General features: G+C 50.1%; 18 protein-coding genes. 8 read left to right on the forward strand and 10 right to left on the reverse strand.

Going from position 1 to position 17,098, the window contains the following annotated elements; translation table 11 throughout:
* Window positions 1–55: 55 nt before the first annotated feature.
* The 4 genes from ycdR to J4728_RS14290 form a co-directional block, all read right to left on the reverse strand.
* Complete coding sequence (gene ycdR / locus J4728_RS14275) at window positions 56–1,480, reverse strand: GntR family transcriptional regulator YdcR (RefSeq protein WP_000760692.1); 1,425 nt, start codon at window positions 1,478–1,480, stop codon at window positions 56–58.
* Window positions 1,481–1,615: 135 nt separating this feature from the next.
* Window positions 1,616–2,386 carry a M15 family metallopeptidase gene (locus tag J4728_RS14280; RefSeq protein WP_000237715.1) on the reverse strand — a complete coding sequence of 257 codons (771 nt, stop codon included), beginning with the start codon at window positions 2,384–2,386 and terminating at the stop codon, window positions 1,616–1,618.
* A gap of 258 nt (window positions 2,387–2,644) precedes the next feature.
* Window positions 2,645–2,875: a hypothetical protein gene (locus J4728_RS14285; protein ID WP_001597849.1), complete on the reverse strand. Its 231-nt coding sequence runs from the start codon at window positions 2,873–2,875 to the stop codon at window positions 2,645–2,647.
* Window positions 2,876–2,907: 32 nt separating this feature from the next.
* A complete protein-coding gene (locus J4728_RS14290; protein WP_000747895.1) occupies window positions 2,908–3,306 on the reverse strand; it encodes a hypothetical protein in 399 nt (132 codons plus the stop codon).
* 536 nt (window positions 3,307–3,842) lie between these two features.
* Here J4728_RS14290 and sifB point away from each other — a divergent pair.
* Together sifB and J4728_RS14300 are read left to right on the forward strand one after the other, a co-directional pair.
* Window positions 3,843–4,793 carry an SPI-2 type III secretion system effector SifB gene (sifB, locus tag J4728_RS14295; RefSeq protein WP_001122931.1) on the forward strand — a complete coding sequence of 317 codons (951 nt, stop codon included), beginning with the start codon at window positions 3,843–3,845 and terminating at the stop codon, window positions 4,791–4,793.
* Window positions 4,794–5,065: 272 nt separating this feature from the next.
* On the forward strand, window positions 5,066–5,296 hold the full coding sequence (locus J4728_RS14300) for a DUF2554 family protein (RefSeq protein WP_000956438.1): 231 nt from the start codon (window positions 5,066–5,068) through the stop codon (window positions 5,294–5,296).
* Here J4728_RS14300 and J4728_RS14305 read toward each other — a convergent pair whose 3' ends face one another.
* Window positions 5,297–7,261, reverse strand: a complete 1,965-nt coding sequence (locus J4728_RS14305; protein ID WP_208211939.1) for a peptidase U32 family protein — start codon at window positions 7,259–7,261, stop codon at window positions 5,297–5,299.
* A 78-nt stretch (window positions 7,262–7,339) separates the two neighbouring features.
* Window positions 7,340–7,876, reverse strand: coding sequence for a helix-turn-helix domain-containing protein (locus tag J4728_RS14310; protein WP_000369553.1), 537 nt, complete (start codon window positions 7,874–7,876; stop codon window positions 7,340–7,342).
* A 91-nt stretch (window positions 7,877–7,967) separates the two neighbouring features.
* Between J4728_RS14310 and J4728_RS14315 the strand changes: the two genes are divergently transcribed.
* Window positions 7,968–9,146: a benzoate/H(+) symporter BenE family transporter gene (locus J4728_RS14315; RefSeq protein WP_208211941.1), complete on the forward strand. Its 1,179-nt coding sequence runs from the start codon at window positions 7,968–7,970 to the stop codon at window positions 9,144–9,146.
* A gap of 53 nt (window positions 9,147–9,199) precedes the next feature.
* Here the strand turns inward: J4728_RS14315 and J4728_RS14320 are convergent, their stop codons facing one another.
* From J4728_RS14320 to tehA, 3 genes are all read right to left on the reverse strand, one after another.
* On the reverse strand, window positions 9,200–9,868 hold the full coding sequence (locus J4728_RS14320; RefSeq protein ID WP_001259025.1) for a DUF3313 domain-containing protein: 669 nt from the start codon (window positions 9,866–9,868) through the stop codon (window positions 9,200–9,202).
* Between the two features lie 155 nt (window positions 9,869–10,023).
* The gene (gene tehB, locus J4728_RS14325; protein ID WP_023182153.1) at window positions 10,024–10,620 is read right to left on the reverse strand and encodes a tellurite resistance methyltransferase TehB; all 597 of its coding nucleotides are present in this window, start codon (window positions 10,618–10,620) and stop codon (window positions 10,024–10,026) included.
* Window positions 10,607–11,620, reverse strand: coding sequence for a dicarboxylate transporter/tellurite-resistance protein TehA (tehA, locus tag J4728_RS14330; RefSeq protein ID WP_001243996.1), 1,014 nt, complete (start codon window positions 11,618–11,620; stop codon window positions 10,607–10,609). Before tehA ends, tehB begins: the two co-directional genes overlap by 14 nt.
* 106 nt (window positions 11,621–11,726) lie before the next feature.
* Here tehA and ydcK point away from each other — a divergent pair, with 106 nt between their 5' ends.
* Window positions 11,727–12,707, forward strand: coding sequence for a YdcK family protein (gene ydcK, locus J4728_RS14335; protein WP_208211943.1), 981 nt, complete (start codon window positions 11,727–11,729; stop codon window positions 12,705–12,707).
* Here the strand turns inward: ydcK and rimL are convergent.
* The gene (gene rimL, locus J4728_RS14340) at window positions 12,704–13,243 is read right to left on the reverse strand and encodes a 50S ribosomal protein L7/L12-serine acetyltransferase (protein WP_208211945.1); all 540 of its coding nucleotides are present in this window, start codon (window positions 13,241–13,243) and stop codon (window positions 12,704–12,706) included. The two genes, ydcK and rimL, sit on opposite strands and share 4 nt — an antisense overlap.
* Window positions 13,244–13,459: 216 nt before the next feature.
* On the opposite strand from rimL, the gene J4728_RS14345 reads away from it, so the two are divergent.
* The 4 genes from J4728_RS14345 to sgcQ are packed head-to-tail and all read left to right on the forward strand — an operon-like array spanning window position 13,460 to window position 17,000.
* The gene (locus tag J4728_RS14345; protein WP_208211947.1) at window positions 13,460–14,578 is read left to right on the forward strand and encodes a M42 family metallopeptidase; all 1,119 of its coding nucleotides are present in this window, start codon (window positions 13,460–13,462) and stop codon (window positions 14,576–14,578) included.
* Entirely contained in the window at window positions 14,575–14,856 is a 282-nt protein-coding gene (gene sgcB, locus J4728_RS14350) for a PTS sugar transporter subunit IIB SgcB (RefSeq protein WP_000976132.1), read from the forward strand. The genes J4728_RS14345 and sgcB overlap by 4 nt, the downstream gene beginning before the upstream one ends.
* Window positions 14,857–14,866: 10 nt before the next feature.
* Window positions 14,867–16,180 (forward strand): PTS sugar transporter subunit IIC SgcC, encoded by a 1,314-nt coding sequence (gene sgcC / locus J4728_RS14355; protein WP_000460835.1) that lies wholly within the window; start codon window positions 14,867–14,869, stop codon window positions 16,178–16,180.
* 13 nt (window positions 16,181–16,193) lie between these two features.
* Window positions 16,194–17,000: a BtpA family protein SgcQ gene (sgcQ, locus tag J4728_RS14360; RefSeq protein ID WP_000118619.1), complete on the forward strand. Its 807-nt coding sequence runs from the start codon at window positions 16,194–16,196 to the stop codon at window positions 16,998–17,000.
* The last annotated feature ends 98 nt before the right edge of the window (window positions 17,001–17,098 follow it).

Consider the following 17,098-nt stretch of genomic DNA (forward strand, 5'->3'; position numbering starts at 1 on the left):
TCACCCGGCACACTCGGGAAATTTAGTCAGGTTGTGAGCTGACACGCATTCCACCTCACACAAGGCTTTTAGCGCTCAGCATCTCGCGAATCAGGCTTCCAAGCTGTTTTACGGCCTGTTCTTCCCGTTCTCCCCAATGCCATGCGGTGTTAAAACGAAAGAAACGCGTCCAGGCGCCGGACGTTGAAAACATTTTCCCCGGCGCGATACTGATAAGGTGTTCAAGCGCTTTGGCGCTAAGTTCACCGGCATCAAGCTGCTCAGGTAGCTCCAGCCAAAGAAAATAACCGCTATCGTTATGGTGAATTTTTACTTCCGCCGGGAGATGGCGCAAAAGGGTTTGCCAGGCTTGCTGTTTACGTTCGGCAAGCTGCCTTCGCAATCGGCGCAGATGCGCGTCATATCGACGTGTCGAGAGATAATCCACTAACGCCAATTGCATGGGGGAACTGGTAGATAATGTGCTCATTAACTGCAAACGCTGAATTTGTCTGGCATGGCTTCCTCCCGCAACCCAGCCAATGCGAAAACCGGGAACCAGACATTTGGAAAAAGACGAACAATGCAACACGGTATCGTCGCGATCCCATGCTTTGGCAGGCAGAGGTTTCTCGCGGCCAAAGTAGAGTTCGCTATAAACATCGTCTTCAATTAGCGTCACGTTATGGTGCGTGAGTAACGCGACCAGCCGCGCTTTTTTCTCAGCACTCAGCGTGAACCCTAATGGATTCTGACTGTTGGTCATTAACCAGCACGCTTTCACCGGATATTCCTGTAACGCCTGCTCCAGCGCCATAAGATCGATACCTTCTTTAACATCGGTAGGTATCGACAACGCTTTCAGGCGCAATCGCTCCAGGGCCTGTAGCGCACCGTAGAAACAGGGGTTCTCCACCACCACCCAGTCTCCCGGCGCCGTCACCGCCTGTAAACTAAGATTCAACGCTTCCAGCGCGCCGGCGGTAATGACAATCTCGTCAGGAGAAACGGTAATCCCCTGCTGCGCGTAACGGCGTGCTATCGCATAGCGCAATTCTGCATTACCTGGCGGCAAGTTTTCGATGACGCTCATTGCCGTCGCGGTTTTACTGACCTGCGCCAGAGAGCGGTTCAATTGCGGCAAGGGAAACAGACGCGGATCGGGAAACGCTGAGGCAAAGGGCACCACAGAGGTATCACGGCTCGCCTGCAGCATCTCAAAAATATAGGTATTGATATCTACGGCTTCATCCCGAATAACGTGCGCTGCCGTCGCGACTGACCGACAAACCGGATGCGGCGCGACATAATAACCAGATTGCGGACGGGCGATAATCCGTCCCTGACTTTCCAGCAACTGGTACGCATGACCGACAGTCATAAAACTCATGCCGCTACTGGCGACCTGCTCCCTCAGCGAGGGTAATCGATCGCCGGGTTGCCAAACGCCAGAGGCGATTTGTTCTCTAATTTGCTCCGCCAGACGTTGATATTTTTTCATTATTCGATCTCATTGAGCGCTGCTTGCAGGTGGCAACCGCAGTGTATATCAGTTGTTAAAATTAACAATGATTTGCTAACTGTTATGGTGCTTTCCAACAGGCGTAATGATTAGATTTCGCAACAAAACGCCGTTTCAGGGTCTCTGCTTAACGGGAAAGTCAAACCAAGTGTTCGGGTATGGTTCATGAGTAAGAGAGAAGTGCCACCATTCAGTATCCAGTGGCGTAAAACCCGCATCACGCATCAATGTTTGTAATAACAACCTATTTGCGCGTTGCTGAGCGGTAAGTATGACATTATCGGGATGGGATAACGGACTAAAACAGTCAAAGCCGGTACCAAAATCCAGACTATTATCTGGCGAGCGTTGCGCCGCGGACGCAGTACAATTCACCAGTGGTCGTCCGGGATCGTATATTGGTATTTTACTGTCAAGTGGAACAATCGTTAGATCAAGCGTACTTCCCCGACTGTGGCCGGATCTGGCGGCAAGATAACCTTCCTCAAACAGACGATTTTTCTCTACCTGCGGATAAAATTCGTTTTTCATTTGGTTTTGAGAAGGATCTTTGGCCCACGCGATAAAGTCGTTCACTGCGCTTTGCGGACGGTAGCAATCATATATTTTTAAGGTAAGTCCGAAGGGGCGTAAACGATCGGCGACCTGCTTCACTGCGTTCGCGGCTGGTCGTGTTAACAGGCAAACAGGCGCGTTATAGCCTTTAATGGGGCGACCAATAAAGTTATGGGAACTGAAGTATCGCATGTCTACCTGTACGTCGGGGGCGACCGTAGTAATATCGACAAAGTCTTTTGGCTGGTGGAGATCAATATGGTTTTCAGCTGACATTGCCTGAACGGACAACAGGCTGAACAGGAGGAAAGAAGATACGCATTTTACCATATGTTACACCTCGCGAGAGTCACAGGGGTGATTATGTATTTGAGCAGGTAAAGATTAGCGGACACCGCTTAAACAGATGGTTAAAATAAACATCATTCCCCCTGTAATCTGTGCCTTATCACAAACGGAGAGTTTATATTTTGCTTATACGACCACTGCGCCTCCTGTTCTATACCCAAAATAATTCGAGTTGCGTAAAGGCGGCAAGGGAGTGAGTCTCAGGAGCACAGATAACGATGTGTTTTCACAAAGGCGAGTCTACCTGACCAGAAAGGTCATTTGATAATCAGTAGTACAGTTGTTGTCGCCTTCCATAACTAAATAACATTGTTTCGCCAAAGATAAGACCACTATATAGTCAGGAAGGCAATTAGTGAGGAACACGTCGATTGTCGGCGATAATGCACTGAAATTACGATTCACTGCAGTTGTGCAAACACATAGAATCCCCCTCGAACCGAGATAATTCGGTCTGCTGGTCATAGCCATTATTCAGTAAGACCGCAGGTTGCAGCGGCGGATCACGGGCGTGAAGAAAAATCCTGTGCCCCAAATTTTTTGGACAAGCGCTGAACCTGCCGTATACTTTTACTTAACGTACACTCCGCCATAAAAATAAACCCTGCGATGATACCGTAATGCCATAGGCATAACTTAAGGATATGCCATAAATCAAGCGAAGCATGATTTAACTTCTCAGTAATTGCGATAGTCTGTACAAATATTATGGGGTGAAATAATAAGATGCCTAACAAAAATATCCCTGCCACGATCATGGCAAGTAACTGAAAAAAAGCCCATCCGATAACGAAACGGTAAAGTAACAGCAATAATAGCCGTCCACATTTCCTTAGCCATTCTGACTGCAAAATGCCCCAGGATGCTGTCTTTTCGTGAATTTCACCATCTGATTTCTTCATTTTGAGCCTCCTCGCAGGTTTTTATAATTTTATCGCCCAACTGGAAATAAAGCCGTCAGCTAATCGTTACAACAAATATAATTAAGACAAAAACTAAAGAGTAAGGTATTTATATCATAAGCACTATCAGTATTGGCCTTCTGCCCTACCGCTAAACATCTCATTGTTGTTAGCCTAATAATACTTTTAGTTTAACTTCTTATAAGGCAATTTCTACACGGTTGAGCAACTATTTACTTTCTCTAAAAATAATATAGTGCGTAATTAATCATTACTCATAGTACATGATGATGTGAGAATTAAGAAAACCGTTTTACTTTCATTCGTTTTATCTGACATATTTCATGGCCAGGAGGCGTGGGCATGACTAAAGCTACGGGTCGATTTGAACAATTGAACAATAATGTTGACGGTTCAGGACAAAGCAAAAATCAGGTGTTTCACCGATAGGCAAACCGATGTGCAACATGGGATAATATTTCGAATACCACCTATTCCAGTAATGAAGTATCATATAATCACTTGTGGTCTACATTATGCCAATTACTATCGGGAGAGGATTTTTAAAGAGTGAGATGTTTTCTCAAAGTGCCATCTCTCAACGCTCCTTCTTTACGTTACTATGGGAAAAGATTAAAGATTTTTTCTGTAGCACGCGAAGATCCGCTGCCGATCAATATATAAAGGAATTATGTGATGTTGCCTCTCCGCCTGACGCGCAACGTTTATTTGATTTATTTTGTGCGTTATATGAATTATCATCACCGTCATGCAGAGGAAATTTCCATTTTCAGCACTATAAAGATGCTGAGTGTCAGTATACAAATCTCTGTATTAAAGATGGCGAAGATATTCCGTTATGCATTATGATACGTCAGGATCACTACTATTATGAGATAATGAATAGAACAGTGCTCTGTGTTGATACTCAGTCTGCCCACCTGAAAAGATATTCTGATATTAATATAAAAGCTAGCACTTATGTTTGTGAACCGCTATGTTGCTTGTTCCCTGAGCGGTTACAACTCTCGCTATCCGGCGGTATAACATTTCCCGTTGACCTAAAAAATATAGAAGAGACGCTTATCGCCATGGCAGAAAAGGGTAATTTATGTGACTGGAAGGAACAGGAAAGAAAAGCCGCCATCTCCTCCAGGATTAATCTGGGCATCGCACAAGCAGGTGTAACAGCTATTGACGATGCTATCAAAAACAAAATAGCCGCAAAGGTTATTGAGAATACTAATTTAAAGAATGCAGCGTTTGAACCAAATTATGCACAAAGCTCAGTTACTCAAATTGTTTATTCATGTTTGTTTAAGAATGAGATACTAATGAATATGCTGGAAGAAAGTTCCTCTCATGGCCTGCTATGTTTAAACGAGCTTACTGAATATGTAGCGCTACAAGTTCATAACAGCCTTTTTTCTGAAGATTTATCTTCACTCGTTGAAACAACAAAAAATGAGGCTCATCACCAGAGTTGATCACACCATAAATAGTATGGCTTACAATCCCCTGGCAATACCAAAACCCTCTAATACAATAACTTTAAAAATATGCCTCCAGGGAATGATGGATTTACTATGGAACGAATTGGCTCGTTATTTTTATAATTGACATACTGAGTATAAATATATTTTCTCATACAACTTATCGCACTTATTGACAAACCGTTTTCGCTAATTTGAAGTGTTGAATAATAACTCAAAGAAATTATTGGCATCATAGCCTCACGACGTAACTGGAAGGTGGCATGATGCTTACAAAAACGTTATCAGTAGTTTTACTGACCTGTGCGCTGTTTTCAGGCCAGTTACTGGCGAAACAGCAAGACCACGCATTCGTATGGTTTGCGACGGGAGGGCACCAGCTTAGACACGAAGCCGACAGCGATGAATTACGGGCGGCAGCGGAAGAATCCGCGGAAGGCTTGCGCGAGCACCACAACTGGCAGAAATCGCGCAAACCAGAGAGCTATTTTCGTTAATTAAACGCCCCTGCGCTTCGGCAGCGTTTTCATCAGCGCTTCAGGGCTCACTGAAGCGACAACGCTGCCGGGCTGGGGCATTTTTAAGATGTGGTTTTTAATTTTGCCAATGACATGCATTTCGCAAGGGCGGCAGTCGAATTTTAGCGTCAGTACCTCATCGCCATGCACCAACTGCATCGGCGTGGCGTTCCAGCTCTTAATATTTCCTTTCGCCTGCTTTGGACAAAGGTTGAACGCAAAACGCAGGCAGTGTTTGGTGATCATGACCGGTACCTCGCCCTTCTCCTGATGCGCCTCATAGGCCGCATCAATCAATTGTACGCCGTAACGGTGATAAAATTCCCGCGCTTTGTGGTTGTAGACATTAGCGAGAAAGCTGAGATGCGTTTGCGGGTAGACCGGCGCAGGCTGCGCCACGGGTTTCCGACGACCTCGTTGATAATGGGCCAGCCGCGCCGCGTCAAGCATATCAATCGCCTCCCGACGGAACTGATTGAGCAGGCTATTTGGCACGAACAACGCCGCCGGTAATGTCACCTGCATATCACGCGCGTAGTAAGGCGTCTGTCCCAGCTTCGCCAGTCCGGCTTTTAGGTTATTCAACGCTTTTTCAGAGTTGTTGGCTTCCTCAAATACCCCGTCAAGCGTATGCGTGATGCAGACACCGTCTTCACTGGTCAGCGTCAGAATAAGCTGTTCCTGCCAGCCGCCCAGCATGATATCAACCGCCACACGGCGCTCACTGGAGGTTTTTGTCAGCGCTTGCTGCCAGTTATGATCCAGATTACGATTCAACGGATGATGCGGACGGACTTTATGCAGGTCGGCAGGCATATCATTTGGCCAAACGCGGTAGCGGTTATGACCGGTTTTCTCCACCGTATTGGCGCGAAAACCTACCACTTCACGCTTAATCAACACGTTCAGACCATCGCCATTCGCCAACGGCTCCGTAGCTTCTACGTCGAGATAATCCTTCGCCACATTCAGCACCTCACCTACCGGCAAGCCAATAAATTTTGGTGAATCAAATGCGCCAATATCACCTTTACGCGCGTTAACAAAATAGTCGGTGCTGCCGCGATGGAAAGTTTTCTCCGTGGAGGGAACAAAAAAGTGTTCGGTCCGACCAACCGACGCACGCGCCAGATCGCCACGTTGCTCGATAATCGCGTCCAGCATCTGACGATAATGCGCGGTGATGTTTTTGACATAGCTCATGTCTTTATAGCGCCCTTCAATCTTGAAGGAACGTACGCCTGCATCGATCAACGCGCCGAGGTTAGCCGTTTGGTCGTTATCTTTCATCGATAGCAAATGTTTTTCGTAAGAGACCACCCGCCCCTGATCGTCTTTTAACGTATACGGTAAGCGACAGGCTTGCGAACAGTCGCCCCGATTGGCGCTGCGCCCGGTTTGCGCATGAGAGATATAACACTGCCCAGAATAAGCGACACACAGCGCGCCATGAATGAAGAACTCAATCGTGGCGTCAGTAGCCTGATGAATAGCCGCTATCTGACTCAAATTAAGCTCGCGCGCCAGTACAATCTGTGAAAAACCGACATCGGCAAGAAACTTCGCTTTTTCCACGCTGCGAATATCACACTGTGTACTGGCGTGAAGCTCAATCGGCGGGATATCCAGTTCCAGAATGCCCATATCCTGCACAATCAGCGCATCCACCCCGGTGTCGTACAAATCGGTGATTAACCGCTGCGCGGGCTCCAGCTCATCATCATGCAGGATAGTATTCAGCGTGACAAAAATCCTGGCGCCATAACGGTGAGCAAACGGAACCAGATCGGCGATATCGCGCAGACTGTTACTGGCGTTATGACGTGCGCCAAAACCGGGTCCGCCGATGTAGACGGCATCTGCGCCATGCAAAATCGCTTCGCGAGCAATTGCGGCGTCACGGGCCGGACTTAATAATTCGAGATAGTGAGGTTGCTGGCGCATACAGTCTTTCTTATCCAATAGCAGCGAAATGGCGGCTATTGTAGTCAGAAGCGCAAACTAACGAAATAGTTTTCCCGCTTAACCACGCGGGTAATGGATCAGCGAGTGAAAATGAACCGTCTGGTCACTGCTATTGCGATAGGTATGCGCCATATCACCGGCAAAACGCAATCCTTTACCGGCGTCTATGGTTTGCCATACCCCACCAGTACACATGTCCAGCCGACCCTGAATCACCACCACATGTTCGACAACGCCGGCTTTATGCGGCGTTGATTCGCTGACCGCGCCAGGCGCCAGCAATAGGGAAAAATAGTCAAAACAGAGTTCAGGATCCCATGGAAACAACGGTGTGATTACCATCGCTTGCTGCTGGGGATCGAAGGTCGGAGGAAATTCGGCCTGCGGAGGAGAAATAAACACTGAGAATGGAACGTTCAGGCCCGTCGCAATTTTCCACAGCGTTGCGACTGTCGGGCTAGATTCATTACGCTCTATCTGCCCTAACATGGCTTTTGAGACGCCGGAGATCTCCGCCAGACGCGATAAACTCCAGCCTCGCTGATGGCGTAACGTTCTTAACGTGGTCGCCAGATAGTGTGTCAGATTATCCATTTTTCCCCCCTGTAAGGCCATAGCGTATCACTTGTACGCTATAACGCACAATGCTACATTGACTGACCGTTATAACGCACAAGAGGCGATCATGCGTCTGTTATCACTGCCGTTACCTACTGTATTATCTGGTCTGGTCGCCGTTCTGGTCGGCTATGCAAGTTCCGCCGCCATTATCTGGCAGGCGGCGCTTGCCGCTGGCGCAACACCCGCAGAGATCGCCGGCTGGATGACCGCCCTCGGTATAGCCATGGGCATAAGCACACTAACGTTAACCTTGTGGTATCGTGCGCCGGTTTTAACCGCCTGGTCAACGCCTGGCGCCGCCCTGTTGGTGACAGGGCTTCAGGGATTATCGTTGCCAGATGCCGTGGGCATATTCATTGTCGCCAATGCCCTGATTGTGCTGTGCGGCGTCACGGGATTGTTTGCGCGTTTGATGCGGATAATCCCCCATTCTCTTGCCGCTGCAATGCTGGCGGGAATACTGCTACGCTTCGGCCTGCAGGCGTTCGGGACGCTCAACGGAGAGTTTGTCATGTGCGGCGGTATGCTATTGGCGTGGCTACTCTTTAAAGTATTCGCGCCCCGCTATGCCGTTATTGCTGCCATGGTGATGGGAATAACGGTGGCGCTCATCCAGGGTAAGGTGGCGATGAGCGGTATTCATTTCGCGCCGGTGTGGCCCACCTTCGTTCCCGCCCACTTTTCATTCGCTCAAAGCCTGAGCGTCGCGGTACCGCTCTTCCTGGTGACGATGGCATCGCAAAACGCCCCCGGCGTCGCCACAATGAAGGCGTCTGGCTATCAGCTTCCTGTCTCTCCGTTAATGATTTTTACCGGATTGCTGGCGCTGCTGCTTTCGCCATTTGGCGTTTATTCTATCTGCATTGCCGCCATTACAGCCGCCATTTGTCAAAGCCCGGACGCGCACCCCGATCCAACGCGTCGCTGGTTAGCGGCCGCCGCCGCAGGCGTTTTTTATTTACTTGCCGGGTGGTTTGGCGGTTCGATAACCGCGCTGATGGTCGCCCTGCCGGTTAGCTGGGTGCAAATGCTGGCTGGTCTGGCACTGTTAAGTACGATTAGCGGTAGTCTGTATCAGGCGCTTACTCACGAAAGTGAGCGTGACGCGGCAGTTATCGCATTTCTCGTCACCGCCAGTGGGCTAACGCTGATGGGCATCGGATCGGCATTCTGGGGGTTGATCGCTGGCGGGATAGGCTACGCAGTATTAACGAGAACGCGCCGCCCATCGTTGTCTGGCTGATGGTGACCGCTAATCTGCCGGGGTTTGCGCCATCTTGCGATGGCGCCGCAGAATTATTTTTTGTTAACGTCAAACATAGAGGTATCCGTCGCCATATCATCCACGACCTGTTTCAACGTCTCAAACGCCATTGGCGTACTGGAGTTACTCAGGTCTTTACCTTCACCCTGGCGTACTACCTTGACGACCGGCTTGTTGGTCGCGGCATCTATCAGCTCACCTTCAAAATAGAGGTGGGTATCCATGGTCCGGTGGCCCGTCGCCATTTGCGTGCCCGCCACAATCAGCGCTACAGGGATCACCTCATAGAATTGCAGCCCTTCTTTGCTGGTATCCACGCCCGTAATCGCCCCGCGGAAAATCAAACTGCGCGGCCCTGGCGTCGTGACCAGCGGTTTGCGCTGTTCAATTGCTGATTTTACTTTAGTGTTCGTATAAGCCAGCAGTTTATCAAGAACTTGCTGCCCGACCTGGGTCGTTGGTTTGGGGACGGGATAGTATGTTATCGGATTGTAAACAATACTATCATAGTTAGAGTCATTGAAATGTGGATCTACCCAGCGCAACACCGGTTTTCCCGTGGCGGAGGTAGTTTCCTGCAGGTCCGAATAATTTTTTAAGAATCCAGAATACTTATCCGGCTGTGTGACTTTGGACGCACAGCCGGATAACGCCAGCAAGCCAGTAAGCACTGCAACTTTAAATAAAGTATGAGTACGCATGAAACGATCCCTTTAGTCTTCGCAATGATGCAAAGGAAATAATAGCAAAACGAAATCATTCTGGATGCACTAAAAATGGTAACGACAGCACAATTTGAACGCAGCGCCCGACAAAAAAATGCCGAACGCTGCGAGACTTACAGAACTTGCATCGCTCAGGCCGTTTTTCTCGCCAGCATCGTAGCAAAGCGCAGTTTGATACGGTTGCCGTTTTCGTCCGTGCGGTGAAGCTCGCCGACATCTTCGTTGTATTTCAGCATGTCCCATCCTTCGTAATAGCGGCGTAATTCGCCTTCTTTAAAAGCGAACGGGAATCCCACCGTACAGGGAAAGTCCGGCGTATCCATTGCCGCAACAATCAAATTATACCCGCCGGTTTTTGTGCAGCGTTGCATATTGGCAATTAAACCGGGAATGGTTTGCGCCTCAAGAAACATCATAACCACCGTCGAGAGAATAAAATCGTACTCACCGTCAAAGGTCAATGTATTCAGATCGACAAGGTCGGTTTGCAGATTATCCAGCCCTTCTGCCGCTTTAATACGCTCAAGATTAGCCATACTGGCCGGATTTTTATCCCACGCGGTAACGTCATAACCGTTCGCGGCCAGATACAGACTATTACGGCCATTGCCACATCCCAAATCCAGCGTTCGGCCTGGCGCGACAACCTTTGCCGCCGCCAGCACATCCGAATGCGTGCGGGTTAAACCGTATTTCTCAGTAAAGTAATTTTCGTCACGAACGGTCATTTTTTTCCTCCGTTTTCAACAGTGCAGCGCGCTCAGTGCGAATAAGCAACGTCCCCTGCACCAGCAATAGAAATGTACGAACCAGCAATAAAGCGATAATAGCGTTAGTGAAAATAAACAGCGGGACGGCCAGAATATGGAAAAGCCCTGATTCACTACCGTGACCAAGATGTAACCCCGTGGTCGCCAGCGCGGAAACGCCGAACGAAAAACTCCAGAAGGAAGCATTAAACGGTTGTGATAAATACCAGGGCATTAATCGCAGCATAAATAAAAGCTGTAACAGACCGTAGCCGAATAGCATTTTCGCCAGCGTGTCGCCCTCCCCGCCATTGACGCTCAGCCAGGCGCTACAGGCGACCAGCGCGGGCGCCAGTTGGATACCCAGCGACGTACGCAGCACCGCCGGTAATTCGCCGCAGCTACGCAGTCGCTGCAAAATAACCGGCTCCAGACTTAACCACGAAAAGACGCCTGCGCCTAAAAACACCAGTCCGGCATCATTGTAACCGAGCGCTCCACAGGCCATAGCGCTGATAAAATTATTCGCTACCGTGGGCAGATAAAGCCCCGGGGTTGTCGCTTCTTCCGGATGCGCTCCGCGCCAAAGTCCCGCCGTCTGCCAGGCAGCATACGCCAGTTGTATGACGACCCCCACGCTGAATAGCGCAACGGCCAACGGGCGATACCAGGGAACGAAACCGATCGCGACCAGCATCGTGGTGGCGGGAAACAGGCTGACAAAACTGCTCATTACCGGATGTCGCACTTCAGCCATCACGCTATGGGGAAAGCGCACCAGACGGCTAAGGAACGCCAGGGTCAAGAGTGCCCAAATAATCATCGCCAGGATCACCATGATGTCGCCGGGCCAGTGGCTTATTGCCCATATCTGACTGGCATAACGCCAGGCGAATCCCATACCGATAGTGCCAAGGACGATGCCAAAATAGCCCGCAGGCAGATTGAGCACGCGATCGCTCTGCTTGTGATTACGCATTTTGTTTAATTTATAAAGTATATTTGAAATGCATTTTATGGAATTTCTGGTTGTTTCGCCAGTACCTTTGCTACGGTTATCTTAATCGTTCACACGGAATTTCCCTATGATCAAATATCGACTGAGTGAAGAACCTCGTGCTTTTACTTATCAGGTAGACGGTGAGAAGAAAAGCGTCTTATTACGACAAGTTATTGCCGTAACGGATTTTAACGATGTTAAAGCCGGAACCTCCGGCGGCTGGGTTGATGCCGATAATGTGCTGTCACAACAGGGGGATTGCTGGATTTATGATGAAAACGCGATGGCCTTTGCGGGCACGGAAATTACGGGGAACGCGCGTATCACGCAGCCATGCACGCTCTACAATAACGTGCGAATAGGCGATAACGTCTGGATTGATCGCGCTGATATCAGCGATGGCGCGCGGATAAGTGACAACGTCACCATTCAGTCTTCTTCCGTGCGCGGAGAGTGTGCGATTTATGGCGATGCCCGCGTGTTAAACCAGTCAGAAATTCTCGCTGTTCAGGGACTAACGCATGAACATGCGCAGATTTTACAAATTTACGATCGCGCCACCGTGAACCATTCGCGGATTGTCCATCAGGTACAGCTTTATGGCGACGCCACTATCACTCACGCTTTTATTGAGCACCGGGCGGAGGTCTTTGATTTCGCGCTCATCGAAGGCAACAAAGACAATAATGTCTGGATCTGTGACTGCGCCAAAGTCTATGGCCATGCGCGGGTTATCGCCGGCACAGAGGAAGATGCTATCCCTACCCTTCGCTACAGCTCGCAGGTAGCGGAACATGCGTTAATCGAAGGCAACTGTGTGTTAAAACATCATGTGCTGGTAGGCGGACATGCTGAGATACGCGGAGGCCCGATTTTACTGGACGACCGCGTGCTGATTGAAGGCCAGACCTGTATACAGGGCGAAATTCTGATTGAGCACCAGGTCGAGATTAGCGGACGGGCGACGGTTATAGCCTTTGACGGCAATACTATTCACCTGCGCGGCCCAAAAGTGATCAATGGCGAGGATCGTATTACGCGTACCCCCTTAGTCGGTTCCCTTTAATCCGCATCAATAATGCGGGAATACATATTAACGTCGTGATAGTCGCCGTTAAGATACTCCGCCTGCTTCATACAGCCTTCCAGCGTAAAATGGTTGCGCCGTGCGACTGCGTTACTGGCCTGATTATCAACGCGGCATTTAATGACAAAGCGCCGAATATCGCCGCGCCGGGCATAATGTGTCATCAGCGCCTGTAATGATTGCGACATTATCCCTTGCCCCTGAAGGGACTCATCCAGCCAGTAACCGATATAGGCGGCTTTGTTTATCGGCTCGATGGCATTAAATGAGAGTACGCCCGCCATCTCATCCTGGCAGAAAATCAGGTACATTTTGGCGTAACCACGCTGGTGCAACAGCATATTACCCTGCACATGCTTACGCGTTTCCTCCTGCGACGTGACATATTGCGGCCAGTCGAGCGACTGTTGTAGCCACGCTTTGTTTTTGAGTACCAGTTGGTGCAGCGCCGGAACATGACTTTCATCTGCCGCTTGTAGTTCCAGCGTCGTGCTAACAGGAATAATTTCCACCATCGCGTTGCCCTTCTTCGTTGTTGGTCGTAATCACATAAATAGCCTGGTTTACCGATAACCCGCAGGTGATATGAGCGTTTTTATTGTATCGCCATCACATTATTTTTTATTGGCCATATTTAGCGTATTTCCGCGTGACACATTTCACACTTATCCAACCATTCTCCGCCTATAAAACGCTCAACGACTGATTGTTTTATCACCACGGAGACGCCAATGACCTTTTCTGTGCAGGAAACGCTTTTTTCTTTACTGCGGCTAAACGGGATTTCAGGACATGAAAACAGTATTGCAAACGTTATGCAGCACGCGTTTGAACAGCAGGCCAAAGACGTCTGGCGGGATCGCTTAGGCAATGTCGTCGCCCGTTATGGCAGCGATAAATCTGACGCGCTTCGCCTGATGATTTTTGCGCATATGGATGAAGTGGGTTTTATGGTACGCAAGATCGAACCCTCCGGTTTTTTACATTTTGAACGCGTGGGCGGCCCGGCGCAAATTACTATGCCCGGTTCGATTGTGACGCTTGCCGGACGCTCAGGCGATATCATGGGCTGTATCGGTATTAAAGCATATCACTTCGCGAAGGGTGACGAGCGCACCCAGCCTCCCGCGCTCGATAAACTCTGGATTGATATCGGCGCAAAAGATAAAGCGGATGCCGAACGAATGGGTATTCAGGTGGGGACGCCAGTAACCCTTTACAACCCGCCGCACTGTCTGGGCAACGACCTGGTATGCAGTAAGGCGCTGGATGACAGACTGGGGTGTACGGCGCTACTGGGCGTCGCCGAGGCTCTCGCCTCCACACCGCTCGATATCGCGGTGTTCCTGGTCGCGTCGGTACAGGAAGAGTTCAATATTCGCGGGATTGTTCCCGTTTTACGACGCGTGCGCCCCGACCTGGCGATTGGTATTGATATCACCCCATCCTGCGACACGCCTGACCTGCAGGATTACTCGGATGTGCGGGTCAACCACGGCGTCGGCATCACCTGTCTGAACTATCACGGACGCGGTACGTTGGCGGGACTGATTACGCCGCCGCGTTTGCTGCGGATGCTGGAGACCACCGCGCACGAAAATAATATTCCCGTACAGCGTGAAGTCGCGCCAGGCGTCATCACCGAAACCGGCTACATTCAGGTTGAACTGGACGGTATTCCCTGCGCCAGTCTTTCTATTCCCTGCCGCTATACCCACTCGCCAGCCGAAGTAGCCAGCCTGCGCGACCTGACTGATTGTATCCGTTTACTGACTGCGCTGGCCAATATGTCGCCAGAACAGTTTCCCATTGAGCCTGAAACAGGCGCTACACAAGAGGCACGACCATGATGAAAAAGATCCTTGTGGCATGTGGTACCGGCATGTCGACATCAACCATGATTGCACAAAAACTGCAGGACTTTCTTGCGGAGCAAGGCATTGCGGCAACCACGGCGCAATGTTGTCTGAATGAGATCCCGTTGAACTGTAACGGTATGGATCTCATCGTAACGTCCATGCGTACGCACAGTGACTATGGCATCCCGACGCTCAACGGCGCCGCCCTGCTGACAGGCATCAACGACGACGCATTAAAACAAGAAATCAAGGCGCTGTTAACACAATAAAGGGGGCATTATGTTTGATTACATCCTGTCTCTCGGCGGCACCGTTTTTGTGCCCATCATTATGATTATCATCGGCTTAATCTTTCGTATTCCCTGGCTGCAGGCGGTGAAAGCCGGGGTGACGGTCGGCATCGGTTTTGTCGGCATGGGGCTGGTGATCGTCATGGCGATCGACAGTCTCAGTCCGCCGATTAAAGTGATGATTGAGCGTTTTGGCCTGACGCTGCATGTGTTTGACGTCGGCGCCGGGCCCGCATCCGGCGTCGGCTATGCGACGGCCATCGGCGCGATGATCATTCCCGTTATCTTTCTGCTCAACGTCGGTATGCTGGTGACTCGTCTGACCAAAACCATGAACGTTGATATTTATAACTACTGGCACTACGCCATTACCGGAACGGTCGTCCAGTTGATGACCGGCAGTCTGATTTATGGCGTACTGGGCGCGATTTGTCACGCCGCCTTGTCGTTGAAAATGGCCGACTGGACGGCGAAACGAGTACAGAACATTGTGGGTCTGGAAGGGATTTCTATTCCGCAAGGGTATGGCTCCAGTTCCGTGCCGTTGTTCGTATTGCTGGATGCGATATACGAAAAAATACCGTTTATGAAAGGACGCAATATTGACGCTCAGGAGATCCAAAAACGGTATGGGATGGTCGGCGACCCGGTGATCATTGGCGTTGTTCTCGGGCTGATCTTCGGACTTGCCGCAGGCGAAGGCTTTAAAGGGTGCGCAACCTTAATGATTACCGTGGCGGCGATTATGGTGCTGTTTCCGCGCATGATTCGCCTTATCGTTGAGGGGTTAATGCCCATTTCCGACGGCGCGCGTAAGTTCTTCCAGAAACACTTTAAAGGGCGCGAAGTCTTTATCGGTCTGGATACCGCAGTGACGTTAGGCCACCCGACCACCATCGCGGTTGGGCTGCTGTTAATTCCCATCATGTTAATTCTGGCGAGCATACTGCCGGGCAATAAAGTCCTGCCGCTGGCTGATTTACCGGTCGCGCCATTTTTTATCTGCATGGCCACGGTTATTCATCGCGGCGATCTGATTCGTACTCTGCTCAGCGGCATCATTGTCATGATTACCGTTTTGCTGATCGCCACCCAGTTCGCACCGTACTTTACCGATATGGCGCTCAAAGGCGGCTTTAGCTTCGCCGCTGAAAACGCGCAAATTACCGCGCTGTCGGTGGGAAATATGTTTGGCTGGTCAATATCTGAATTGATGTCGCTGGGCATGATTGGCGTGGTTATTGTGGTCGGCATTGTCGCCAGCATCATACTTGTCTTACGTAAACGTGAACTACCGGAATAAGGAGCAACCCAGAATGAGTTGGCTAAAAGAGGTAATAGGAACAGAAAAAGCCGTTATCGCCATGTGCCATTTACGGGCGTTGCCGGGCGATCCCGGGTTCGATACCAGGAAAGGCATGAACTGGGTAATTGACCGCGCCCATGACGATTTAATGGCGCTACAAAATGGCGGCGTGGATGCGGTGATGTTCTCCAACGAATTTAGTCTGCCTTATTTAACGAAAGTCAGACCGGAAACGACCACCGCGATGGCAAGAATCATCGGTCAGTTAATGAGTGAAATCCGCGTACCGTTTGGGGTAAACGTGTTGTGGGACCCTGTGGCCTCGTTTGATTTGGCGATGGCGACCGACGCAAAATTTATTCGCGAAATTTTCACCGGCGCTTACGCCAGCGATTTTGGCGTCTGGGATACGAATGTTGGCGAAACCATTCGCCATCAGCATCGCATCGGCGCAGGCCACGTGAAAACGCTGTTTAACATCGTGCCGGAAGCGGCGGTGTATCTGGGAAACCGCGATGTCTGTTCAATTGCGAAATCGACCGTATTTAACAATAACCCCGATGCCCTGTGCGTCTCGGGGCTGACGGCGGGCGCTCGCACGGATAGCGCCATACTGAAGCGGGTAAAAGAGACCGTTCCCGACACGGTCGTGCTGGCGAATACCGGGGTGTGTCTGGAAAACGTCGAGGAGCAGCTCTGCATTGCCGACGGATGCGTAACGGCAACCACGTTTAAAAAAGACGGCGTCTTCGCCAACTTTGTCGACCAGGCGCGCGTGGCGAAGTTTATGGAGAAAGTACGCCATATCCGACAATAAAATGGGGATAAGCAAAACGCTTATCCCCTGCAGAGAGCGATAACTCTTCTGCCGATCTCCGTCGCCTTCGCCAAAAGACACGCCGGGGATCGGTTTCA

The organism is Salmonella sp. 32070601201500089SM (assembly GCF_017573605.1).
GTDB classification, from domain to species: Bacteria; Pseudomonadota; Gammaproteobacteria; order Enterobacterales; family Enterobacteriaceae; genus Salmonella; species Salmonella enterica.

What these genes read in the sequence shown, in the direction of transcription:
- J4728_RS14305 (WP_208211939.1), bottom strand. Translation starts at nt 7,261, where the DNA reads ATGCGCCAGCAACCTCACTATCTCGAATTATTAAGTCCGGCCCGTGAC.
- J4728_RS14280 (WP_000237715.1), bottom strand. Translation starts at nt 2,386, where the DNA reads ATGGTAAAATGCGTATCTTCTTTCCTCCTGTTCAGCCTGTTGTCCGTT.
- sifB (WP_001122931.1), top strand. Translation starts at nt 3,843, where the DNA reads ATGCCAATTACTATCGGGAGAGGATTTTTAAAGAGTGAGATGTTTTCT.
- J4728_RS14300 (WP_000956438.1), top strand. Translation starts at nt 5,066, where the DNA reads ATGCTTACAAAAACGTTATCAGTAGTTTTACTGACCTGTGCGCTGTTT.
- tehA (WP_001243996.1), bottom strand. Translation starts at nt 11,620, where the DNA reads ATGCGTAATCACAAGCAGAGCGATCGCGTGCTCAATCTGCCTGCGGGC.
- sgcB (WP_000976132.1), top strand. Translation starts at nt 14,575, where the DNA reads ATGATGAAAAAGATCCTTGTGGCATGTGGTACCGGCATGTCGACATCA.
- rimL (WP_208211945.1), bottom strand. Translation starts at nt 13,243, where the DNA reads ATGGTGGAAATTATTCCTGTTAGCACGACGCTGGAACTACAAGCGGCA.
- J4728_RS14285 (WP_001597849.1), bottom strand. Translation starts at nt 2,875, where the DNA reads ATGGCTATGACCAGCAGACCGAATTATCTCGGTTCGAGGGGGATTCTA.
- J4728_RS14345 (WP_208211947.1), top strand. Translation starts at nt 13,460, where the DNA reads ATGACCTTTTCTGTGCAGGAAACGCTTTTTTCTTTACTGCGGCTAAAC.
- J4728_RS14310 (WP_000369553.1), bottom strand. Translation starts at nt 7,876, where the DNA reads ATGGATAATCTGACACACTATCTGGCGACCACGTTAAGAACGTTACGC.
- J4728_RS14290 (WP_000747895.1), bottom strand. Translation starts at nt 3,306, where the DNA reads ATGAAGAAATCAGATGGTGAAATTCACGAAAAGACAGCATCCTGGGGC.
- J4728_RS14320 (WP_001259025.1), bottom strand. Translation starts at nt 9,868, where the DNA reads ATGCGTACTCATACTTTATTTAAAGTTGCAGTGCTTACTGGCTTGCTG.
- tehB (WP_023182153.1), bottom strand. Translation starts at nt 10,620, where the DNA reads ATGACCGTTCGTGACGAAAATTACTTTACTGAGAAATACGGTTTAACC.
- ycdR (WP_000760692.1), bottom strand. Translation starts at nt 1,480, where the DNA reads ATGAAAAAATATCAACGTCTGGCGGAGCAAATTAGAGAACAAATCGCC.
- sgcC (WP_000460835.1), top strand. Translation starts at nt 14,867, where the DNA reads ATGTTTGATTACATCCTGTCTCTCGGCGGCACCGTTTTTGTGCCCATC.
- J4728_RS14315 (WP_208211941.1), top strand. Translation starts at nt 7,968, where the DNA reads ATGCGTCTGTTATCACTGCCGTTACCTACTGTATTATCTGGTCTGGTC.
- sgcQ (WP_000118619.1), top strand. Translation starts at nt 16,194, where the DNA reads ATGAGTTGGCTAAAAGAGGTAATAGGAACAGAAAAAGCCGTTATCGCC.
- ydcK (WP_208211943.1), top strand. Translation starts at nt 11,727, where the DNA reads ATGATCAAATATCGACTGAGTGAAGAACCTCGTGCTTTTACTTATCAG.